Genomic DNA, 20,619 nt, shown 5'->3' with positions numbered 1-20,619 from the left:
CGCGGGCATTTTGAGCGGCGGCAACCTGCTGATTTACGCCGGCGAGATCACCAATACCGCCGGCCGTATTACCGCCACCGCGGCGGAAGGACGCATCCAAAGCCGCGCAATCGATAACGCCGGGGGCCAATTACAGGCCAATAACGATCTCCATATCGATACCCAGGGACAGCGCTTGAGTAACATTCACAGCGTGAATACCGGCATTCTCAGCGGCGCTGCGCTTACCAACACTGACGGCAGGTTTATCTCCGACCCGACGCTGGTCCTGCCGACCTCATCGCTTGCCAATTTTGGCGGCAGGCTGGGCGGGACGTCCCTGGGCATCATCATTGACGCCGATCGCCCGCATACTCTCAATCGTCATCACGGCGATGCGCCGCAGGAGGAGGGGGATCATCCGCCGCAAAGGTCGCAAACGCCGCCACGGCGAACGAAGCAGCGAAATCGGTGCGCGGTGTTGGGGGATAATGGCCGCGATGCGCTGCCGGTCGGTTTCCGACACGGGATTAAAGACAATCAAGCTCAGGTCCGGCCTGGCGTCCACGGCAAAGGACGAAAATTCCAGGGTAATGGCCCCCAATTGCGGATGGCGCAAGTGTTTAACGCCGTTACCGTCGGTCTGCACGTCCTCATCGCGCCACATCGCGGTGAACTCAGGACTGGCCTGACTCAGCTCCGTCACCAGCCGCTCTACCTCGGCGTCCGCGCCGGCTCGGGCCGCGTCGCGACGAAAAGAGGCCACGACCAGCCGGGCCACGGATTGCCAATCCCCCTGTACCGCGCGCATACGCGGCTCGCAAAACATCAGACGCAGAACATTGCGCTCGGTGGGCGCAAGCTGGCCGTAATCGGTGAACACCGCGGCGGCGGCGCGATTCCAGGCGATAACGTCCCAGGTGGCGGTGCGCACGATGGCCGGGGTATCGGTAAAGACATCCAGTACGCGCTGCAAACGCGGCGTAATGGTATCGCAGGCGCGGTAGCGCACCTCGGGCAGGCGGCCGAGGCCGAGTAAAAACAGATGCTCACGCTCGGCTTCCGTCAACATCAGCGCTTGTGCTAACCGATCCAACACCGCTGCGGACGGTTTTCCGCCGCGCCCCTACTCCAGCCAGGTGTACCAGGTTGCGCTGATATGGGCGAGCTGGGCGACTTCTTCGCGCCGCAATCCTTGGGTCCGCCGCCGGCCGTCATAACCGAAAGCGCCGGGATCGAGTTTGGTGCGCCGTTGGCGTAGATAGGCGCCAAGCACATTGCCCTGGGGCATGGTAGCTCCCTGTTAGTGATTATACCCGTATAAAGACACTACTTTAACAGGATATCGCGGCTGGCTACAATGCCTGTTCGACAGTGAAAGCGGGAGATAACCCATGAAAGTATTTGTGACAGGCGCCACCGGCTGGGTCGGCTCGGCGGTCGTGGCAGAATTGATCCATTTTGGGCATCAGGTGACAGGGCTGGTGCGATCCAGCGATAAAGCGGCGGCGCTGACGGCCAGCGGTGCCGCTGCGCTACACGGCGCGCTTGACGATCTTGACCTGCTGCGCCGCGCCGCGTCAGAGGCCGATGCGGTCGTCCATACCGCATTTAATCACGATTTTTCCCGTTTTGCCCAAAGTGCACAGCAGGACCGCATCGCGATTGAGACCCTCGGCAGCGTGCTGAAAGGGACCCCGCGCCCGCTGCTGGTGACCGCGGGATTAGCCCATATCGCGCCGGGACGGGTCGCTACGGAACAGGACGTTGCGCCTGCGGAGCTCGGCTATCCGCGTCAATCCGAGGCCGCCGCGAATGCGTTGACGGCGCAGGGCGTGTGGGCCTGCATCGTGCGGCTGGCCGCCTCGGTTCATGGCAGCGGCGATCACGGTTTTATTGCCGCCATGATTGCTCTGGCGCGCGAAAAAGGCGTGTCCGCCTATCTGGGGGACGGGCAAAACCGCTGGGCCAGCGTACACTGTTCGGATGCCGCGCGCCTGTATCGGTTGGCGTTGGAGCAAGCGCACCCTGAGCCTATTTATCACGCGGTTGCCGATGAAAGCATTTGTTGCAAGGACATTGCCGGCGTGATTGGCGAGCAGTTGGGCCTGCCGGTCGAGTCACGGGAGCGCGAGCATTTTGGTTGGCTAGCCAATTTTCTCGGCGCGGATATGCCGGCGTCCAGTGTGCACACGCGGGCGGGGCTAGGTTGGACGCCCTGCTGGCCGGATCTGTTATCGGATTTGCGCCAAGGCGACTATTTCGCTCGCTAACATCGCGGCGCAACCGCCAGGGGATCGCCCTCTGGTATTCGGCATTGCGCGGCGCGTATTTTCGATGCTGGCGCCGCCAGCATCAGCGGGAAGGTGATGGCCTGCCGCCCCCTCAGAGAGCAGCCTGCGGCTGATGAATGCCGTTGGCGCCCCCCGGCTGAATAGGCGTTCTGTCTTGGGGCAGGACACGTCACACCCCGGGGGCTTACCAGGCGCTCGACGTCTTAACGAAATTTTCCGTCACGGGTCTGTTCCGACGCCGAAAAATTGCTCGTTCCTCGCACCGTTTTCCCCCCGCTGTTGACCCGTTGCAACTGGATGGTCTGCCCGCTTTCCCAGGCGTTCGCCCCCGCCTGTACGGGGTGAGCGATGATAGCGCGGCGTTGCTGGCGGATTTTTTTCGTGTCGACGCCAAAACGGCGATCGCGATCAGCAAGCAACTGAGGATCCCATTGACCGTCGGCGGTGAAGACCATCATAAGGGCCGGAATACTCAGCGGCAGCGTGTTATTCCGATCGGTATGCCAGGTATGCCATAGGTGTTGACTATCTTCGCCATTACCCCTTTCTCTGCCGGGGCCGGTAAGCCTGGCGCAATAAGCGTGCCGGACTTAACTTCGTACGGGGGGCTGAGCCAAAGTTCTTTCTCTTCCAAGGGCAATGGCTGAAAAAGTCTTTCGCTGATGAGGTATTCTACGCCCATCAATCTGGCATCGCGCGTATTGCCATCATAAATTACGGCCTGCATTGCTTCCTCATGCAAGACGGTGACGTAATGGTGCGCTTCCCTTTGCCCATTCTTGTCGCCATTGTAAAAATGAAAACCATCCAGCTAGGCGCTCATGGCATCGACGGGGGGACGCGATTGTAATAGCGCGGCGGCGGGGTTGGGTAGCGCGGTAACATAACGTTAGACGACGCGCGGGCGGTTTGCCTTCAGAGGGTAATGTCCTACCGGGCTGGGAGACCCAGACCGACTCCCCATAGGAGACAACCCTTTTATGCTCTGCATCTTCGCACGCGTCTGCTGATTATCCCGCCGGTGCAATGATGCGCAGGATGACAAAAAGGGGATTCCCCGCGTCGGATGCGCTGAATAAAGAGGATTTTTTCCTGTGGGGATGTTAAAATCCTGCCGGTTGACATGTAATGCAGGAGTGCCAATAGGTTTGTGTTCCTCCTCGTGTACATATTTCGCAATGTGTAGCGAAATAGCATGTTAAATCCTTTGAAATTTAATATTTGTTCTGTTTGTAAGTGATCTTGCGTATGGATCACCACTGCTAATTAAGGAAACCCGCATGCCCGTTATAACTCTTCCTGATGGTAGTCAGCGTCAGTTTGCACATCCCGTTTCTCCCCTTGATGTTGCGCGCGATATCGGTCCCGGCTTGGCCAAAGCCTGCATTGCCGGCCGCGTTAACGGGGAACTGGTGTATGCGGTCGACGTCATTGAGCACGATGCCCAGCTTGCCATCATTACCGCCAAAGATGAGGCGGGGCTGGAAATAATCCGCCACTCCTGCGCGCATTTACTGGGGCACGCCATCAAGCAACTGTGGCCGAATACTAAAATGGCCATCGGCCCGGTCATCGATAAAGGCTTTTATTATGATGTCGATCTCGATCATACCCTGACCCAGGACGATCTCGACCGGTTGGAAAAGCGGATGCACGAACTGGCCGAAAAAGATTACGACGTTATCAAGGAAAAAGTCAGCTGGCAGCAGGCGCGCGATGCGTTTGTCGCTCGGGGCGAGGATTATAAAGTGGCTATCCTCGACGAAAATATCAGCCGCGACGATCGTCCAGGGCTGTATCATCATGAAGAATATGTGGACATGTGCCGCGGTCCGCACGTGCCCAATATGCGTTTTTGCCACCACTTCACATTGCAAAAAATCTCCGGGGCTTACTGGCGCGGCGACAGCAAAAACAAAATGCTGCAGCGCATTTACGGTACCGCCTGGGGCGATAAAAAACAGCTTAATACCTATTTGCAGCATCTGGAAGAGGCGGCGAAGCGCGATCACCGTAAGATCGGCAAGCAGCTTGACCTCTATCATATGCAGGAAGAAGCGCCGGGTATGGTGTTCTGGCACAACGATGGCTGGACCCTTTTCCGCGAGCTGGAAGCTTTCGTTCGGATGAAGCTGAAAGCCTATCAGTATCAGGAAGTGAAAGGGCCGTTCATGATGGACCGCGTGCTGTGGGAAAAGACCGGCCACTGGGACAATTACGCCGAGCATATGTTTACCACCTCGTCGGAAAACCGGGAATACTGCATTAAACCGATGAACTGCCCGGGGCACGTGCAGATTTTCAATCAGGGGCTGAAGTCTTACCGCGATCTGCCGCTGCGCATGGCGGAGTTCGGCAGCTGCCACCGCAATGAGCCATCCGGTTCGCTGCACGGTCTGATGCGAGTGCGCGGCTTTACCCAAGACGATGCCCATATCTTCTGTACTGAAGACCAGGTACGTGATGAAGTAAACAATTGCATCAAAATGGTGTATAATGTGTACGCGACGTTTGGCTTTGAGAAAATCCTGGTCAAACTGTCCACCCGTCCGGAAAAGCGCATCGGCAGCGATGATGTCTGGGACCGAGCGGAGCAGGATTTGGCCGTCGCGCTTACGGAAAATGGTATTGCCTTTGAATACCAGCCGGGCGAGGGGGCTTTTTATGGTCCTAAAATTGAATTTACGCTTCTCGATTGCCTGGATCGTGCCTGGCAATGTGGTACGGTGCAGTTGGACTTTTCGCTGCCCGGTCGTTTGAACGCCTCCTATGTGGGGGAAAATAACGAACGGGTGGTGCCGGTCATGATTCACCGCGCTATTCTGGGGTCAATGGAACGGTTCATTGGCATCCTGACGGAAGAGTATGCGGGTTTCTACCCGACCTGGCTGGCGCCAACGCAGGTCGTCATGATGAACATTACCGATAATCAGTCGGAATATGTCGCAAAACTGACGGAAAAACTGTCGGCGGCAGGTATTCGGGTGAAAGCAGACTTGAGAAATGAAAAAATAGGCTTTAAAATCCGCGAACATACTTTGCGTCGAGTCCCTTACATGCTGGTCTGCGGAGATAAAGAGATGGAAGCAGGCAAGGTTGCTGTGCGTACACGCCGCGGTAAAGACCTGGGCAGCATCGACGTTAACGAGATTATTGCAAAGCTGCAGCACGAAATCCGCAGCCGTAATCTTCATCAACTGGAGGAATAAAGTATTAAAGGCGGAAAACGAGTTCAACCGGCGCGTCCCAATCGTATTAACCGAGAAATCCGCGCCGCAGAGGTTCGTCTGACGGGTATCGACGGCGAGCAGATTGGTATTGTCAGCCTGAATGAAGCGCTTGAAAAAGCTGAGGAAGCGGGCGTTGATTTAGTCGAAATCAGCCCCAATGCCGAGCCGCCGGTTTGCCGCATCATGGATTACGGCAAGTTCCTCTATGAGAAGAGCAAATCCACCAAAGAACAGAAGAAGAAGCAGAAAGTTATTCAGGTTAAGGAAATCAAATTCCGGCCTGGTACCGATGAAGGCGACTATCAGGTAAAACTACGCAACCTGGTTCGCTTTCTGGAAGACGGCGATAAAGCCAAAATCACCCTGCGGTTCCGCGGACGTGAAATGGCGCACCAACAGATCGGCATCGAAGTGCTTAACCGCGTTCGTGACGATCTGAGTGAACTGGCGGTAGTGGAATCTTTCCCCTCCAAAATTGAAGGCCGCCAGATGATCATGGTGCTCGCACCCAAGAAGAAACAGTAAGGCCTGACAAGTAAGGCGTCGCCTTCGCCTCGCTGATTCATATTATTAACAATGCGGAGTAGAGATAAACTCATGCCAAAAATCAAGACAGTACGCGGTGCCGCAAAGCGCTTTAAGAAAACGGCTTCGGGCGGTTTCAAGCGCAAGCATGCTAACCTGCGTCATATTCTGACCAAAAAATTCACTAAGCGTAAGCGTCACCTGCGGCCGAAATCCATGGTTTCCAAAGGAGATCTGGGTTTGGTCGTGCGTTGCCTGCCGTACGCGTAAGCGTCATTTTAACTGGTTTGAATAAGACTTTAGGAGAGAGCATATGGCTCGCGTAAAACGTGGTGTGGTAGCACGTGCACGTCACAAAAAAATCTTGAAACAAGCGAAAGGTTACTACGGTGCCCGTTTGCGCGTTTACCGCGTCGCCTTCCAGGCGGTTATCAAAGCAGGTCAGTACGCTTACCGTGACCGTCGTCAGAAGAAACGTCAGTTCCGTCAGCTGTGGATCGCGCGTATCAACGCCGCGGCCCGTCAGAACGGTATTTCTTACAGCCGGTTTATCAATGGCCTGAAAAAAGCGTCCATTGAGATCGACCGTAAAATCCTGGCGGATATCGCCGTGTTCGACAAAGCGGCTTTCACCGCTCTGGCCGAGAAAGCGAAAGGCGCCCTGGCGTAAGCCGGTTGAAGAAGAGAGAGCCGGTCTCCCTCTTTTTTTCGCCTAAGGGCGAACGGTATCAGAATGGACATCTTCACGTTAACAAGGTAATGCAAGCATGAATGCTGCTATTTTCCGTTTCTTTTTTTACTTTAGCACCTGTTTCCCGGGGGCTTGCGCGTAAGTCAAGAAACGAAAAATAGCGCTAGAGCCTCCCGAAGTGGAGGCTTTTTTTATTGCTGGCCAGACGGCGGCGACCTCGCTCATTTTTACGGTTAAGCCATCTACGGCAGGAAGAAGAGGAAAGCAATGCCACATCTTGCAGAGTTGGTTGTGCAGGCCAAAGCCGCCATCGAACAGTCCCAGGATATGGACGCATTAGAGTTGGTGCGCGTCGAATATTTAGGCAAAAAAGGGCATTTTACCCAACAAATGACGGCGCTGCGGGATCTGGCATCGGACGCGCGGCCTGTGGCGGGTGCGGTCATAAACCAGGCCAAGCAGGACGTGCAGCAGGCGCTGGCCGAACGCAAGACCACGCTGGAACAGTCGGCGCTGGAGACGCGGCTGGCGGCCGAGACAATAGATGTTTCGCTGCCGGGGCGGCGCATGGAAAACGGCGGGCTGCATCCGGTCTCGCGCACCATCGCGCGCATTGAGCATTTTTTCGGTGAGCTGGGCTTTTCGGTGGCCACCGGCCCTGAAATCGAAGATGACTACCATAATTTCGACACCTTGAATATTCCCGCGCACCATCCCGCGCGCGCCGATCATGATACGTTCTGGTTCGACGCCACCCGGTTATTGCGTACCCAGACCTCCGGCGTGCAGATCCGCACCATGAAGGCGCAGCAGCCGCCGATCCGCATTATCGCGCCGGGGCGGGTGTACCGTAACGATTACGACCAGACCCACACGCCGATGTTTCATCAGATGGAGGGGCTGATTATCGACACCGATATCAGTTTCACCAACCTGAAGGGCACATTGCATGATTTCCTGCGTAATTTCTTTGAAGAAGATTTGCAGGTGCGCTTCCGCCCGTCTTATTTTCCGTTTACCGAACCCTCCGCCGAAGTGGATGTCATGGGAAAAAACGGCCGCTGGCTGGAAGTGCTGGGCTGCGGCATGGTCCACCCGAATGTGCTGCGCAACGTCGATATTGACCCGGAAATTTATTCCGGTTTCGCCTTCGGCATGGGCATGGAGCGGTTGACAATGTTACGTTACGGCGTCACGGATTTGCGCGCATTCTTCGAAAACGATCTGCGTTTCCTCAAACAATTCAAATAAAGGCGGGATAAACACATGAAATTCAGTGAACTTTGGCTGCGTGAATGGGTGAATCCGGCCATCGACAGCGCCGCGCTGGCGGAGCAAATTACCATGGCCGGACTGGAAGTGGACGGCGTGGAGCCGGTCGCCGGCCGTTTTACCGGCGTGGTGGTGGGCCAGGTCGTGGAGTGCCGGCCGCATCCTAACGCCGACAAATTGCGGGTCACCAAGGTCGATATTGGCGGCGAGCGATGGCTGGATATCGTCTGCGGCGCCCCTAACTGTCGCGCCGGTCTGCGGGTCGCGGTGGCCACCATCGGCGCCCTGCTGCCGGGGGATTTCAAAATCAAAGCCGCTAAACTACGCGGCGAGCCGTCGGAGGGCATGCTGTGCTCCTTTGCCGAATTAGGCATTGCCGGCGACCATGACGGCATTATCGAACTGCCCGCCGATGCGCCTATCGGCCAGGATATCCGCGACTATCTTCAGCTTGAAGACAATACCATCGACATCAGCGTTACGCCGAACCGGGCCGATTGCCTCGGGTTGCTGGGCATTGCCCGCGATGTCGCGGTGCGTAATCGCATGCCGCTCGTGCAGCCGGTTATCGAGACGGTGGCCCCGGTTGTCGGCGATACGCTGCCGATTCGCGTTGACGCGGCCGATGCCTGTCCACGCTATTTGGGCCGGGTGGTGAAAAATATCGACGTTAGCGCCCCCACGTCGCTGTGGATGAAAGAAAAATTGCGCCGCTGCGGCCTGCCCTCGGTGGACGCGGTGGTGGATATCACCAACTTCGTGTTGCTGGAACTGGGACAGCCGATGCATGCCTTTGACCGTGATCGCATTGAGGGCGGTATTGTGGTACGTTATGCTGGGCAGGATGAGGCGCTGACCTTGCTCGACGGCAGCAACGTCACGCTCTCGCCCGATACGCTGGTGATTGCCGACCACGGCAAAGCGCTGGTGATGGCGGGAATCTTTGGCGGCGGCGCCTCCGGTATCAGCCCGACGACCCGCGACGTGGTGCTGGAATGCGCCTTTTTCCAATCGCTGGCCATTACCGGCCGCGCCCGCCGTTACGGGCTGCACACCGATGCGTCGCATCGCTATGAGCGCGGCGTGGATCCGGCGCTGCAGCCGCGCGCCATGGAGCGGGCTACGGCGCTGTTGCTCGCAATCTGCGGCGGTCAGCCGGGGCCGGTTATCGATGTGACTTCCGCGGCTGCGTTGGCGCCACCGGCCACCATCACCCTGCGCCGGAAAACGCTGGACCGGCTGATTGGCCATGTTATCCCGGACGAGGACGTGAGCGATATCCTCAGCCGTCTCGGCTGTCAGATCAGCCGCACCGAAGCCGGCTGGCAGGCCCTGGCGCCGAGCTGGCGTTTCGATATGGCTATCGAAGAAGATTTGATTGAGGAAGTCGCGCGCGTATACGGTTACGACGCCATTCCGAATGTGCCGGTGCGCGCCGAACTGGTGATGCCGCTTCATCGTGAGGCGGCGCTGCCGCTGTCGCGCGTGAAAATGCTGCTGGTGGATCGCGGTTACCAAGAAGCCATCACCTATAGCTTTGTCGACCCTAAAAACCAGGCGCTGCTCCATCCGCAGCAGGCGCCGCTGGTACTGCCAAGTCCGATTTCCCAGGATATGTCCGCCATGCGTTTGTCGTTATGGACCGGCCTTCTTGGCGCGGTGGTCTATAATCAGAATCGTCAGCAGCAGCGGATCCGCCTGTTTGAAAGCGGATTGCGCTTTGTTCCTGATAACGCAGCCGACCTGGGAATTCGTCAGGATCTTATGCTGGCCGGGGTTATTGCCGGTCCGCGCTTTGATGAACATTGGGATCAGGCGCGCCAGCCGGTGGATTTTTACGATGCCAAGGGCGATCTTGAGGCAATACTTGAGCTTACCGGCAAATTAGACGATATTGAGTTCAGAGCACAACGGCATCCCGCGCTTCATCCGGGGCAGAGCGCCGCAATTTATCTTAACAATGAAGCCGTTGGATTTATTGGCGTTATTCATCCCGAGCTTGAGGCGAAACTGAATTTAAATGGCCGTACGCTGGTGTTTGAACTACTCTGGGAGAAGGTTGCCGAGCGTAAAGTGCCTGAAGCGAATGAAATTTCCCGCTTCCCCGTTAACCGCCGTGACATTGCCGTGGTGGTGGCTGATGACGTCGCCGCAGCAGATATTATCGCGGAGTGTAAGAAAGTTGGCGCAAATCATTTAGTTGGCGTAAACTTGTTTGACGTGTACCGGGGCAGGGGCGTAGCGGAAGGTTTTAAGAGTCTGGCTATCAGCCTGATCTTACAGGATACCGCTCGTACACTGGAAGAAGAGGAGATTGCCGCGACCGTTGCGAGATGCGTGGCGGCACTGAAGCAGCGATTCCAAGCATCCTTGAGGGATTGAACTTATGGCGCTTACTAAAGCTGAAATGTCAGAATACCTGTTTGAAAAGCTCGGGCTGAGCAAACGGGATGCCAAAGAAATAGTGGAACTGTTTTTTGAGGAAGTGCGCCGGGCGTTGGAAAATGGCGAGCAGGTAAAATTATCAGGCTTCGGTAATTTTGATTTGCGCGACAAAAACCAGCGGCCAGGACGCAACCCAAAAACGGGCGAAGATATTCCCATCACCGCCCGTCGGGTAGTGACTTTCCGCCCGGGGCAGAAATTGAAAAGCCGTGTCGAGAATGCCTCACCGAAAGAGTGAGGCGCACGCCACTCGGGCGCTTACGCGTCAGCTTTTCGCTTCACCGCTTTGGCTTGCAGCGGCTGACAGAGTCCTGGCCTTAGGGCCGGGACTTTGCTTCTTTTGTGGGCTGGCCGACGATCAGGTCGACAGGCGGCCCGCTGCTGACCGGCCTGTCGCCGTACGTCAGACAAACCCACGCCTTACCCCAGCGGCTGACCCGCTAATTAGCAGCCCTTCTGTCGGACCGACAGCTGACAAATCTGTTCACCGCGGGGTAGCGCCGATTCAACCTGTAAGCGCCTTGGCGAGGGCGCTCATCATGATTCCCGCCTGCCGTGGTCGGCGATAAAGCGGCGCTAGCCGCCATCGCGGTATTGTCTGCGCATCCGCCAGCACAGAGGGGGCTCACAAATAAACTCTTTCTCCATCCCCCGTCCCGCAATTGTAGCCTGCCCATGACCAGCAGCGCGTTTGCCGATGAAAACGCGCGCGCTCGATGGATTTGCGCGCGACGGCGGCCGTGCGAGCGGCGCATTTGCCCATGAGATGGCCATACGCCCGGTCACTGACGCGCGGCAATCATTGTCAGGATTCGGTAACGAAACGGTAAGCGCTGTGCAAATCAGACGCTGCCTGATAGTGGCCGCGGGGCGGCATTGCTATAAACGCCGCTTATGTCGTCCGCGATAAGGTCCTCTTATGAATGGAAAAGCATGGGTATTGTCGGTGGCGTTGTTGTTGCCGGTGGGGAGTGTGCTGGCGGGGGTGGCGGTGGAAATCGTCACCCCTGGGGGGGTGTTGCACCTAGGCGATCGGGATCGCCGCGGCTATTATTGGGACGGGTATGACTGGCGTCCGCCCCATTGGTGGCATGATCATCGCGGCCGCTATTGGGGAGAGCGCAATCGACATGGCTACTACTGGAATGGTTGGCGTTGGGTAACGACATTGCCGCCCGCCGCCCGTTCACCATCCCCGTGTGCCTGCGCACCCGCCTCGGCCGCCGGCGGGCGCGCCCTATCACGGCGGGCCGCACGGCCAGGGGCATCACGCCAAACCCGCCCCCACGACCACGGCGGTGGCGATCGCTACCGGAAACCGCCAGCGCCTTAAACAGGCGTTAGCGTTATTCCTGCCAATATCATTGAGGCCCGGGCTGCATCGCCCGGGCTTTTTTGTCTTCCGCAGGGCGGTAGGCGTCACGAAAGCGCCGCGTTGCCCGTTTTTTTTCGCCTTCTGTGCGTCAGACAGCGGCGCGACCCGCCAGCGCGCTTACGGCGCTATCACTTTCAATAGGATAACGTTAGGATAGAAGCATTATGGGCCGGCGGCGTAGCGCGCCGGCGTGAGCGGGAAGGCAGGGAGTGATGGCAAAATGACCGCCTCGGGCGATCCGGGCTACGCCTGTTTGCTGAAAAGACAACAGCGATACGACCGACGACGGCTGGTCCTGCTCGGGTTACTGTTGCTGGCGGCGCTGATTTTCAGCCTCAGCGCCGGTGAAATCTGGCTGTGGCCGACGCGCTGGCTGAGCGATGATGCACGGCTGTTTATCTGGCAATTGCGCTTGCCGCGCACGCTGGCGGTGGTATTGGTGGGCGCGTCGCTGGGGATGGCGGGGGCGGTGATGCAGGGCATCTTCGACAATCCGTTGGCGGAGCCGGGCCTGCTCGGCGCCGGCATGACGTTGACCCTGGCGGTCCTGTTGGGCGGCGGCCGGCTGCCGGTGTGGGTATTGGGGCTGAGTGCGGTGGCCGGCGGCGGTATGTTGCTGCTGGCGGATGTCGTGGCGCGCGTGAGTCTCCGGGCGGCGGACATTCCGGTGGGCGTGGTTACCGCTGCGCTTGGCGCCCCGGTGTTTATCTGGCTTTTGATCCGCGTGCGCGGCTAGCCTGGATCGGCATAGGGTCGCGAACGCAACAGCAAGGAGGGTAGGATGCATGAAACACTTTACACGTTGCCGCTGAAGTCTCTACAGGGCGACATCACCACCCTCGAACCCTATCGTGGTTCGGTGCTGCTGGTCGTCAATGTCGCCTCCAAATGCGGCCTTACCGACCAGTACGCGGGGCTGGAGCGTCTTTATCAAACCTGGCGCCACCAGGGATTTGAAGTGCTGGGTTTCCCGTCCAACGAATTCGCCGGCCAGGAGCCGGGCAGCGATGAGGAGATCCTGGCGTTCTGCTGCGGGACATTTGGCGTGCAGTTCCCCATGTTCAGTAAAATTACAGTGAACGGCGAGCATCGCCACCCGTTGTACCGCGAGCTGATCGCCGCCTGCCCCGAGGCGACCCCGGCGCCGCAGGGGACGCTGTCTGCGCGGTTGGCCGCCAAAGGGCTAATAACCCCGGCGCACAAAGAGGACATTCAGTGGAACTTCGAGAAATTTCTCGTCGGCAGCGTGTTGGCGCGTTTCGCGCCGGACGTGACGCCGGAAGACGCGCTTATCCTGGACGCGCTACAGCGAGCGCTGGCGCAATAAACGATGGCATTAACGGCACCCTCGCCATCCTGGCTGCTGCGCGCCCATGACATCCAGGTGCCGGGTCGTTTGCGGCCGCTCAACGCGCTTTCCGACGGGGAATGGCAGCGGGCGCGGCTGGCGGCGGTCATGCTGCAAGTCTGGCCGACGCTCAATGCCGATGCCCGCCTGCTGTTGCTGGACGAACCCGCCGCCGGTTTGGATATCGCCCAGCAGATGGCGCTCGACCAATTGATTGCCCTGTTAACCGCCGTGGGCTTAAGCGTGCTGATGTGCGCGCATGATATCAATCATACCTTACAGCACGCCGATGAGGTTTGGCTGATGGCGCAAGGCGAGCTGGTGGCGGCAGGCACCGCCGCCGAGGTGATGACCCCTGACGTATTGGCGAAAGTGTTCACCGTCTCGTTCAGCCAGGTATCGGCCGGCGGTCGTCGCTGGTTAGTGCCTTGTGGGGAGTGAAGGGATAATGAAAAGGATGCCCGTCTTACTGTTGGGGCTGTTACTATTGTTAACCGGCTGTAGCCACCATGCGCCGCCGCCGGATCCGCGCCTGTCCGATTCCATCATGGTCATTGCCAAGCTCAATGACCAGCTTAATCAATGGTACGGCACCCCCTACCGCTATGGCGATATGAGCCCGAGCGGGCTGGACTGTTCCGGTTTCGTTTACCTGACCTTCCGCGATCGTTTCGACATCCTGCTGCCGCGGACCACCGAAGCGCAGACCGATATCGGCAGTAAAGTCGATCGCGATGAATTGCTGCCCGGGGATTTGGTGTTTTTCAAAACCGGCAGCGGTCGCTATGGCCTGCACGTTGGCATTTATGATACCGACAACACTTTTATTCACGCCTCAACCAGCAGCGGTGTCATCCGCTCGTCGTTGGACAATAGCTATTGGCGTAAAGCCTACTGGCAGGCGCGGCGCATCTAGGGCGCGGCGCCGGGAGAACCCATGTCATCATTACGTTTACTTTTATCTGACTCGCACGACCCCTGGTTTAATCTGGCGGTGGAGGAGTGCATTTTCCGCCAGATGCCGGCCAGTCAACGGGTGTTATTTTTAGGGCGCAACGCGCAGACCGTGGTTATCGGCCGCGCGCAAAATCCCTGGAAGGAGTGCAACACCCGCTGTATGGCACGCGACGGTGTACGCCTGGCCCGCCGCAGCGGCGGCGGGGCGGTGTTTCATGACCAGGGCAACACCTGCTTTACCTTTATGGCCGGCAAGCCGGAATATGATAAAAGTCTCTCCACCGCCATCATGCTGGACGGCCTGCGGCGGCTGGGGGTCGAGGCCCGCGCCTCGGGACGCAACGATCTGGTAATGGATACGCCCGACGGCGAGCGCAAAATCAGCGGTTCCCCCTACCGCCAGACCGCCGATCGCGGGTTTCATCACGGCACGGTATTGCTGCACGCCGATTTAAGCCGTCTCACACACTATCTGAATCCCGATGTTAAAAAGTTACAAGCCAAGGGGATAACCTCGGTGCGCTCGCGCGTGGCGAACGTGGCTGAACGGGTGCCCGGGCTCGATCATGCCAAGCTATGTCAAAGCGTGCAGCAGGCGTTCTTTGACTACTACGGCGAGTCGGTGGCGCCGGAGCGCATTTCGCCGCAAAACACCCCCGACCTGCCGGGGTTTGACGACCAGTTTCGTCGACAAAGCAGTTGTGAGTGGAATTTTGGCGCAGCGCCGGCCTTCAGCCACCTGCTCGACACCCGTTTTGTCTGGGGGTGCGTGGAGTTGCACTTTGACATTGAATACGGCGCAATAAGCCGCTGCCGTATCTTCACCGATAGCCTGAACCCCGCGCCGCTGGAAGCCCTGGCGGAGCGGCTGCCGGGCGAGCCATACCGTGCGGAGGCGGTGGCGGCATGTTGTCGGCAGTTGCAAGCGTGGTGGCCAGAGGAGCGCGCGTCGCTGACGGCGGTGGCGGATTGGCTCGCGGCCAGCCTGCGTTAACGTGCACGTCTTTCACCGCCGGCGCGCCGTCACCGCGCCGGCGGCAAAAAGTCGGAAGCGCGGATGGCGCCGGCTATACTGAGGGCAGGAGGGCGTATGCCACACTATCCGGTTTTGACCAACAGTTACCATCGCTGTCTGCCCGGCTATTACAGCGAACTGACGCCTACGCCGCTCAAGGGCGCGCGCCTGCTTTACCATAATGACGCGCTGGCGCGTGACCTGGCGCTCGATTCGGCGCTGTTTACCGGGGAGGAGATCGGCGTGTGGTCCGGCGAGCGTCTGCTGCCCGGGATGCAGCCGCTGGCGCAGGTGTACAGCGGGCATCAGTTCGGCGTCTGGGCCGGCCGACTTGGGGATGGCCGCGGCATACTGCTCGGCGAGCAGCAGTTAGCGGAGGGCAAAAGCGTTGACTGGCATCTAAAAGGCGCGGGTCTGACGCCTTATTCGCGCATGGGGGATGGGCGAGCGGTCTTGCGTTCGGTCGTGCGCGAATTTCTTTCCTCTGAAGCGCTGCATCATCTCGGTATCGCCACCACCCACGCGCTGACGATCATTACCAGCGAGGAGCCGGTATGGCGCGAGCAGCCGGAGCCGGGGGCGATGATGATGCGTATCGCCGACAGCCATGTGCGCTTTGGCCATTTTGAACATTTCTATTATCTGCGCCAGCAGGACAAAGTGACTCGGTTGGCGGATTACGTCATTGAACGACACTGGCCGTCGCTGGTGGGCGTCGAGGGCCGCTATCGGCTGTGGTTGTCCGATGTGGTAGCGCGCACCGCGCGGATGATTGCCCAGTGGCAGGCCAGCGGCTTTGCCCACGGCGTGATGAATACCGACAATATGTCGATACTTGGCCTGACGATCGATTATGGCCCCTACGGTTTTCTCGATGCCTGGCAACCGGATTTTATCTGTAACCATTCCGACTATCAGGGTCGCTATGCGTTTGATAACCAGCCGGCGGTGGCGCTATGGAACCTCAACCGCCTGACGCAGTCCCTGGCCGGCCTGATGCCGGTGGCGGATTTGCAGGCCGCGCTTTCAGGTTACGAGCCGGCGCTGATGGCGGCATATGGCGAGCGGATGCGCGCCAAATTGGGGTTAACGCGGGCGGGCGAACAGGATAATGCACTGCTGACGGATTTATTGGGGCTGATGGCGCGTGAGGGGGCCGATTATAGCCGAACCTTCCGTGCGCTCAGCCTGACCGAACGGCGGGATCCGCACACGCCGCTGCGCGATGATTTTATCGACCGGGCGGCGTTTGACGACTGGTTTGCCCGTTACCGGCGGCAGCCATGCTGGCGGTCAACCCGCGCATTGTGCTGCGCAACTATCTGGCCCAGCAGGCGATTATGGGCGCGGAAAAGGGAGACATTCGCGAACTGGCGCAGCTGCATCAGGCTTTGCGCGATCCCTACCGCGACGATCCCGACCAGGATGATTTGGCGGCGCCGCCCCCCGACTGGGGGCGTCATCTGGCCATCTCCTGCTCCAGCTATGCTGGTTCCGGTCACATCCGATCACTGATTCCGATTTCACCCGATCACTAATTCTGATTTCATCCGATCACTGATTCCGGTCGCCCGATCAGCAATTCCGATTCTGTCCGATCGCTCATCTTCTGTTCCTCCATACTCTGGAGACTTTTAGCTTCCGGGGGCATGGCACGTAAAAAGAAGAAAGCGAGAACGGAAATGTGCATCTATATTAATGTTTTACGTATGAAATTCGAGCAGCGTCGCTCGAATCGCACTATCGCAGCAGCGCTCGGCATAGGCTGTACTACCGTGCACGATATCCTCGGCCGATTCACGGTAGCTAACCTGGTCTGGCCATTGCCGGCGGAACTGTCCCCCGTCGACCTCGACCGCCTGCTCTATCCCGGCAAATCCGGAAAAGTTATCAATACATTACCCAGCTGGCTTGATATCGATACCGAGTTAAGCCGCAAGGGCATGACCAAGCAGCTGCTCTGGATGGAATATCAGTCCGCCGTGGGCGGTGATGCCCTCGGTTACTCACAGTTTTGTGCACTGTTCCGTGACTGGAAAAAGAAGCAGCGGCGTTCCATGCGCATGGAGCACAAGGCTGGCGAAAAGCTCTTCATCGACTTCTGTGGCCCCACCGTACCTATCGTCAACCCTGCGACCGGTAGCGTACGCCAGGTCGCTATCTTCGTCGCTGCCATGGGCGTGTCAGGCTATGCGTATATCGAAGCCTGCGAAGGCCAGGACATGGCATCGTGGCTCAACGCCAATAGCCGCTGCCTGCACTTCATGGGTGGGGTTCCGGAGCTGATGATACCTGATAATCTGCGCAGCGCTGTCAGCACCCCTGACCGCTATGAGCCTGTCATAAACCAGGGCTACCAGGCGCTGGCAAATCACTATGAGACAGTGGTGCTACCGGCGCGCCCGAGAAAACCGAAAGACAAGGCGAAGGCAGTATCAACTGTGCAGCTGGTAGAACGCTGGGTTTTGGCCCGGTTGCGTAAACGTAGGTTCTACTCGCTGGCCGAACTCAACCAGGTGATACGAGAACTCAATCATGAGTTGAATCTGCGCCCGATGCGTCATTACGGCGGACAAAGTCGCCTTGAACGCTTCGAGCAGCTGGACAAACCGGCTCTTGGGCCTCTACCGCCCACACAATGGGAATACAGTGAGTATCTCGTTGCCCGAGTGGGACCTGATTACCACATAGACTACGGCAAAAACTGGTACTCGGTGCCGCATCCGCTGGTTGGCGAGCGCGTTGACGTCATCGCCACCCAACGGCTGGTGCAAATCCACCATAAGGGCGTCTGCGTGGCTACGCACCCTCGCAGCGATAACGCCTATAGGCACACGACTCAGGCGGCGCACATGCCGGCTAACCATAAGGGGCAGAGTCAGTGGACGCCGGAAAGGCTGTGCAGTTGGGCGCTGTCGGTGGGTGTGTGCACACTGAAAGTGGTCGAGTCCATCCAAAAGAGCAAAGCCCATCCGGAGCAGACTTACCGCTCCGTGCTGGGGCTACTCAATCTGCAACGGCGCTATGAGACGACGCGACTGGAGAAGGCCTGCGCGCTGGCGTTGGAGAAAGGATGCATTAACCGCTCTTTCATAGCCAACGTATTGAAACACGGTCGTGAAAGTGAGGTCACCCAGGACGGAGCCGGCGTATCAATGCTGGTTCACGAAAACCTCCGAGGTCCGGACAGTTATCACTAAGGAGAATAAATATGGATACACTGTTAATGGCTCTGCGAGAGCTGAAGTTGTCGGCAATGGTCCAGGCATTGGAGACGCAACGCGAACTCCCGGGGAGTTATGGGGAGCTGGGGTTCGAGGAGCGGTTGTCTCTGATGGTAGAATCTGAAAATTTTCATAGAAAAAACAACAATATATGCAGTATGCGACGGCAATCGCAAATGCGCTTGCAGGCAAAATCGGAAGATATCCGCTATATCCCTAGCCGAGGAGTGACACCGGAACAGATGCGAGATCTGCTAGGGGGACAATATCTGAAATATCAGAAAAGCATACTCATCACGGGGCCGACAGGTACGGGTAAAACCTGGCTCAGTTGTGCGCTTGGTGAGCAGGCATGCCGGCAGCAATATAGAGTGCGTTACTGGCGAGTGGGTCGGTTGCTGGCCCATCTTCACCAGTGTCAGGTAGACGGGACCTATCTAAAACAGCTTAAGCAGTTAGAAAAAATAGAGTTACTGATCTTGGACGACGTGGGCCTAGAATCAATAAGTCCGATGCAGGCAACGATGCTGTTGGAGGTGATGGAAGATCGCTACGACAAAAGCAGCAGCATCCTGATCAGTCAACTGCCGGTGAAAAAATGGTATGGACTGATAGAAAACCCCACGACAGCTGACGCGTTACTCGATCGGTTAGTACTCCCCAGCTATAGACTGGAACTTAAAGGCGAATCACTACGCAAAGAGCAAGGAGTAGCCAGCACAGGAAAAATAGACTAAACCCGAGTCAGAAGATGAGCGAACACGTGATCGAATATCACTGGAATGGGTGATCGGAAAATATCGGAATAACTGATCGGATGTCGCCGGAACAGCTGATCGGATACGTCGGAATCTGCAAGCTAACGGCGCGAGGCCAAAGACCCGTCTCGGCGGGCGTTTTTCAGGGGAGCGGCGAAGGTCCGCGGGCTTGCGCCGCTCATGTCAGCCGGCGGTGTTTTTCGCTATAATGACGAATAAGCATCCAGGCATCCCCTCCCTCCGCGCCGTTCATCGCCATGATACCGAATCGGGATTCGTAGAGGGAACCGTTCAGCGCCGGCATCAGCGTCAGGCAGAACAGATCCCGGCGGCGCGGCGCCTCCTCCCACTGCACGGAAATCGCCGTGTGCAGGGTGTCGCGCACCAGCGTGATCTTTAAGCGCAGAAATTGATGTTTCTGGAAACCCAGCTGCGACAGGCTCACCTGGTGCGCGATGGTCGACGCCGAGGAGGGTTGTCCCGCCGTTTGGGCCACCAGAGCGTTGTTGGCGGTGCGGGTGAGGGTAAACACCGGCGGCCGTCGCCCATTTTTTGCATCACGGCAAAAAAAGTTACGTCACCGCGAAAAGGAAAGCGCGCCATCCAGCCGATAAGTCGAATGAATTTGCGGCGGATAGCTTTTCTTGGCAGATAAGATAGCGTGAAATCCGCCGTCGTTGTTGGCGAAAAGGCACAGCAGGTTGGCCGACTCCCGGTCATTGGTCATGTGCGTATAAAACAACAATCGCCGCTGCTTAAGTTGATAAAGGCAGTGGCTCATACAATCGCCGGTCGGGTAGCTTTGGTGCTGAATGTCCACGCGGAAATGGCGCAAATCGCGGCTTGGGATACCGGTAATGCCGAGCGTGACGGTCTTGATATGTTTCCCCGTGGCGGGGGGAATCAAACCGCGGCAGGCCACGGGAGGCAGCGTCAGCGGCATTGCCTCTACCGTTTGCGCCTGCACTGACGTCAGTTGCTTTATCGCCTGGAGCGATGTCAATCTCGGCGTCGAGGCCGACGCCGGCGTCCGTCTTGGCGGCAGCGCCTGCACGCCTGCTAGCCGCGGCGCCAGCGCCGTGGTGACCGGGGGAGGCGGCACCCGATGGGGAACGGTCAGCGCGCTCAGCGTGGCGCTATAGGAAAGGCTGGTTGGCATGAAAAACCTCGTGGCATTAGAGCGACAACGCTTGTCCGGGGAACGCCGGTGGGAAAGCCTGCGGATGGTGACGACATTAAGTTTACGCGCGTTTCCCCTCAAAAAAAATGGGTTATTCATTGCTGAAATGAGGGCGTGATAGTCGTATGCCGACGGCAAAGGAGAGAGCGTGGCGAGGCATGGAAGAGACGCGTCAGCCGGTAAGGGGAAGACTAAATCGAACGGAGCGCCGGGCATGCAATGGCGGCGTCATTAGAGCGCCGCTGGCCGAGCGACGCGGCTGACGGCTGAAACCGCTGCGTCGTGCGGCGGGTGTTTATGACCGGCCCGCGCGGCTGATTGGACGG

General features: G+C 58.1%; 19 protein-coding genes, 3 pseudogenes and 1 other annotated feature. Of the genes and pseudogenes, 18 read left to right on the top strand and 4 right to left on the bottom strand.

Annotated features, from left to right (window positions below):
• Positions 1 to 466: 466 nt before the first annotated feature.
• Positions 467 to 1,270 (bottom strand): annotated as a pseudogene (locus SOPEG_RS29620) (helix-turn-helix transcriptional regulator); the annotation flags it as partial.
• 103 nt (positions 1,271 to 1,373) lie between these two features.
• Between SOPEG_RS29620 and SOPEG_RS12960 the strand changes: the two are divergent.
• The gene (locus tag SOPEG_RS12960; protein ID WP_025245672.1) at positions 1,374 to 2,252 is read left to right on the top strand and encodes an SDR family oxidoreductase; all 879 of its coding nucleotides are present in this window, start codon (positions 1,374 to 1,376) and stop codon (positions 2,250 to 2,252) included.
• Positions 2,253 to 2,476: 224 nt separating this feature from the next.
• Here the strand turns inward: SOPEG_RS12960 and SOPEG_RS26415 are convergent.
• Positions 2,477 to 3,096: pseudogene (locus tag SOPEG_RS26415) on the bottom strand (OBAP family protein).
• Positions 3,097 to 3,553: 457 nt separating this feature from the next.
• Here SOPEG_RS26415 and thrS point away from each other — a divergent pair.
• The 17 genes and pseudogenes from thrS to istB all read left to right on the top strand — a co-directional run bounded on the left by thrS (position 3,554) and on the right by istB (position 19,092).
• Positions 3,554 to 5,482: a threonine--tRNA ligase gene (thrS, locus tag SOPEG_RS12950; protein WP_025245669.1), complete on the top strand. Its 1,929-nt coding sequence runs from the start codon at positions 3,554 to 3,556 to the stop codon at positions 5,480 to 5,482.
• A gap of 3 nt (positions 5,483 to 5,485) precedes the next feature.
• The gene (infC, locus tag SOPEG_RS24835) at positions 5,486 to 6,028 is read left to right on the top strand and encodes a translation initiation factor IF-3 (RefSeq protein WP_071882016.1); all 543 of its coding nucleotides are present in this window, start codon (positions 5,486 to 5,488) and stop codon (positions 6,026 to 6,028) included.
• Between the two features lie 72 nt (positions 6,029 to 6,100).
• The gene (rpmI, locus tag SOPEG_RS12940) at positions 6,101 to 6,298 is read left to right on the top strand and encodes a 50S ribosomal protein L35 (RefSeq protein WP_025245667.1); all 198 of its coding nucleotides are present in this window, start codon (positions 6,101 to 6,103) and stop codon (positions 6,296 to 6,298) included.
• A gap of 43 nt (positions 6,299 to 6,341) precedes the next feature.
• Complete coding sequence (rplT, locus tag SOPEG_RS12935) at positions 6,342 to 6,698, top strand: 50S ribosomal protein L20 (protein ID WP_025245666.1); 357 nt, start codon at positions 6,342 to 6,344, stop codon at positions 6,696 to 6,698.
• A gap of 92 nt (positions 6,699 to 6,790) precedes the next feature.
• Positions 6,791 to 6,914, top strand: a sequence feature (Phe leader region).
• A complete protein-coding gene (gene pheM, locus SOPEG_RS27580; protein WP_148296353.1) occupies positions 6,796 to 6,861 on the top strand; it encodes a pheST operon leader peptide PheM in 66 nt (21 codons plus the stop codon). It overlaps the preceding feature by 66 nt.
• A 72-nt stretch (positions 6,915 to 6,986) precedes the next feature.
• Complete coding sequence (pheS, locus tag SOPEG_RS12930) at positions 6,987 to 7,970, top strand: phenylalanine--tRNA ligase subunit alpha (RefSeq protein WP_025245665.1); 984 nt, start codon at positions 6,987 to 6,989, stop codon at positions 7,968 to 7,970.
• 15 nt (positions 7,971 to 7,985) lie between these two features.
• Complete coding sequence (gene pheT / locus SOPEG_RS12925) at positions 7,986 to 10,373, top strand: phenylalanine--tRNA ligase subunit beta (RefSeq protein WP_025245664.1); 2,388 nt, start codon at positions 7,986 to 7,988, stop codon at positions 10,371 to 10,373.
• A gap of 4 nt (positions 10,374 to 10,377) precedes the next feature.
• On the top strand, positions 10,378 to 10,674 hold the full coding sequence (gene ihfA, locus SOPEG_RS12920; protein WP_011411244.1) for an integration host factor subunit alpha: 297 nt from the start codon (positions 10,378 to 10,380) through the stop codon (positions 10,672 to 10,674).
• A 681-nt stretch (positions 10,675 to 11,355) separates the two neighbouring features.
• Positions 11,356 to 11,769, top strand: a complete 414-nt coding sequence (locus tag SOPEG_RS30905) for a DUF2502 domain-containing protein (RefSeq protein WP_071882200.1) — start codon at positions 11,356 to 11,358, stop codon at positions 11,767 to 11,769.
• 295 nt (positions 11,770 to 12,064) lie between these two features.
• Positions 12,065 to 12,547: an iron chelate uptake ABC transporter family permease subunit gene (locus tag SOPEG_RS12905; RefSeq protein WP_417903415.1), complete on the top strand. Its 483-nt coding sequence runs from the start codon at positions 12,065 to 12,067 to the stop codon at positions 12,545 to 12,547.
• A gap of 45 nt (positions 12,548 to 12,592) precedes the next feature.
• Positions 12,593 to 13,138, top strand: coding sequence for a thioredoxin domain-containing protein (locus tag SOPEG_RS12900; protein WP_025245660.1), 546 nt, complete (start codon positions 12,593 to 12,595; stop codon positions 13,136 to 13,138).
• Positions 13,139 to 13,141: 3 nt separating this feature from the next.
• A complete protein-coding gene (locus tag SOPEG_RS12895) occupies positions 13,142 to 13,600 on the top strand; it encodes an ATP-binding cassette domain-containing protein (RefSeq protein WP_025245659.1) in 459 nt (152 codons plus the stop codon).
• Between the two features lie 7 nt (positions 13,601 to 13,607).
• Positions 13,608 to 14,075, top strand: coding sequence for a C40 family peptidase (locus SOPEG_RS12890; RefSeq protein ID WP_257720361.1), 468 nt, complete (start codon positions 13,608 to 13,610; stop codon positions 14,073 to 14,075).
• Positions 14,076 to 14,096: 21 nt separating this feature from the next.
• Positions 14,097 to 15,110, top strand: a complete 1,014-nt coding sequence (locus tag SOPEG_RS12885; protein ID WP_025245657.1) for a lipoate--protein ligase — start codon at positions 14,097 to 14,099, stop codon at positions 15,108 to 15,110.
• Positions 15,111 to 15,206: 96 nt separating this feature from the next.
• Positions 15,207 to 16,669, top strand: a pseudogene (locus SOPEG_RS12880) (protein adenylyltransferase SelO).
• Positions 16,670 to 16,780: 111 nt separating this feature from the next.
• The gene (gene istA / locus SOPEG_RS12875; protein ID WP_025245656.1) at positions 16,781 to 18,331 is read left to right on the top strand and encodes an IS21-like element ISSoEn3 family transposase; all 1,551 of its coding nucleotides are present in this window, start codon (positions 16,781 to 16,783) and stop codon (positions 18,329 to 18,331) included.
• Positions 18,332 to 18,342: 11 nt separating this feature from the next.
• On the top strand, positions 18,343 to 19,092 hold the full coding sequence (istB, locus tag SOPEG_RS12870; protein ID WP_025245655.1) for an IS21-like element ISSoEn3 family helper ATPase IstB: 750 nt from the start codon (positions 18,343 to 18,345) through the stop codon (positions 19,090 to 19,092).
• Positions 19,093 to 19,291: 199 nt separating this feature from the next.
• Here istB and SOPEG_RS12865 read toward each other — a convergent pair whose 3' ends face one another.
• Together SOPEG_RS12865 and SOPEG_RS12860 are read right to left on the bottom strand one after the other, a co-directional pair.
• A complete protein-coding gene (locus tag SOPEG_RS12865; RefSeq protein WP_025245654.1) occupies positions 19,292 to 19,645 on the bottom strand; it encodes a hypothetical protein in 354 nt (117 codons plus the stop codon).
• Between the two features lie 45 nt (positions 19,646 to 19,690).
• The gene (locus SOPEG_RS12860) at positions 19,691 to 20,272 is read right to left on the bottom strand and encodes a hypothetical protein (protein ID WP_025245653.1); all 582 of its coding nucleotides are present in this window, start codon (positions 20,270 to 20,272) and stop codon (positions 19,691 to 19,693) included.
• Positions 20,273 to 20,619 lie beyond the last annotated feature (347 nt).

It is taken from the genome of Candidatus Sodalis pierantonius str. SOPE, assembly GCF_000517405.1.
Classification (GTDB): Bacteria; Pseudomonadota; Gammaproteobacteria; order Enterobacterales; family Enterobacteriaceae; genus Sodalis_C; species Sodalis_C pierantonii.
The sequence above is the reverse complement of the archived record's forward strand: the minus strand, read 5'-3'. Positions and strand labels throughout refer to the sequence as shown.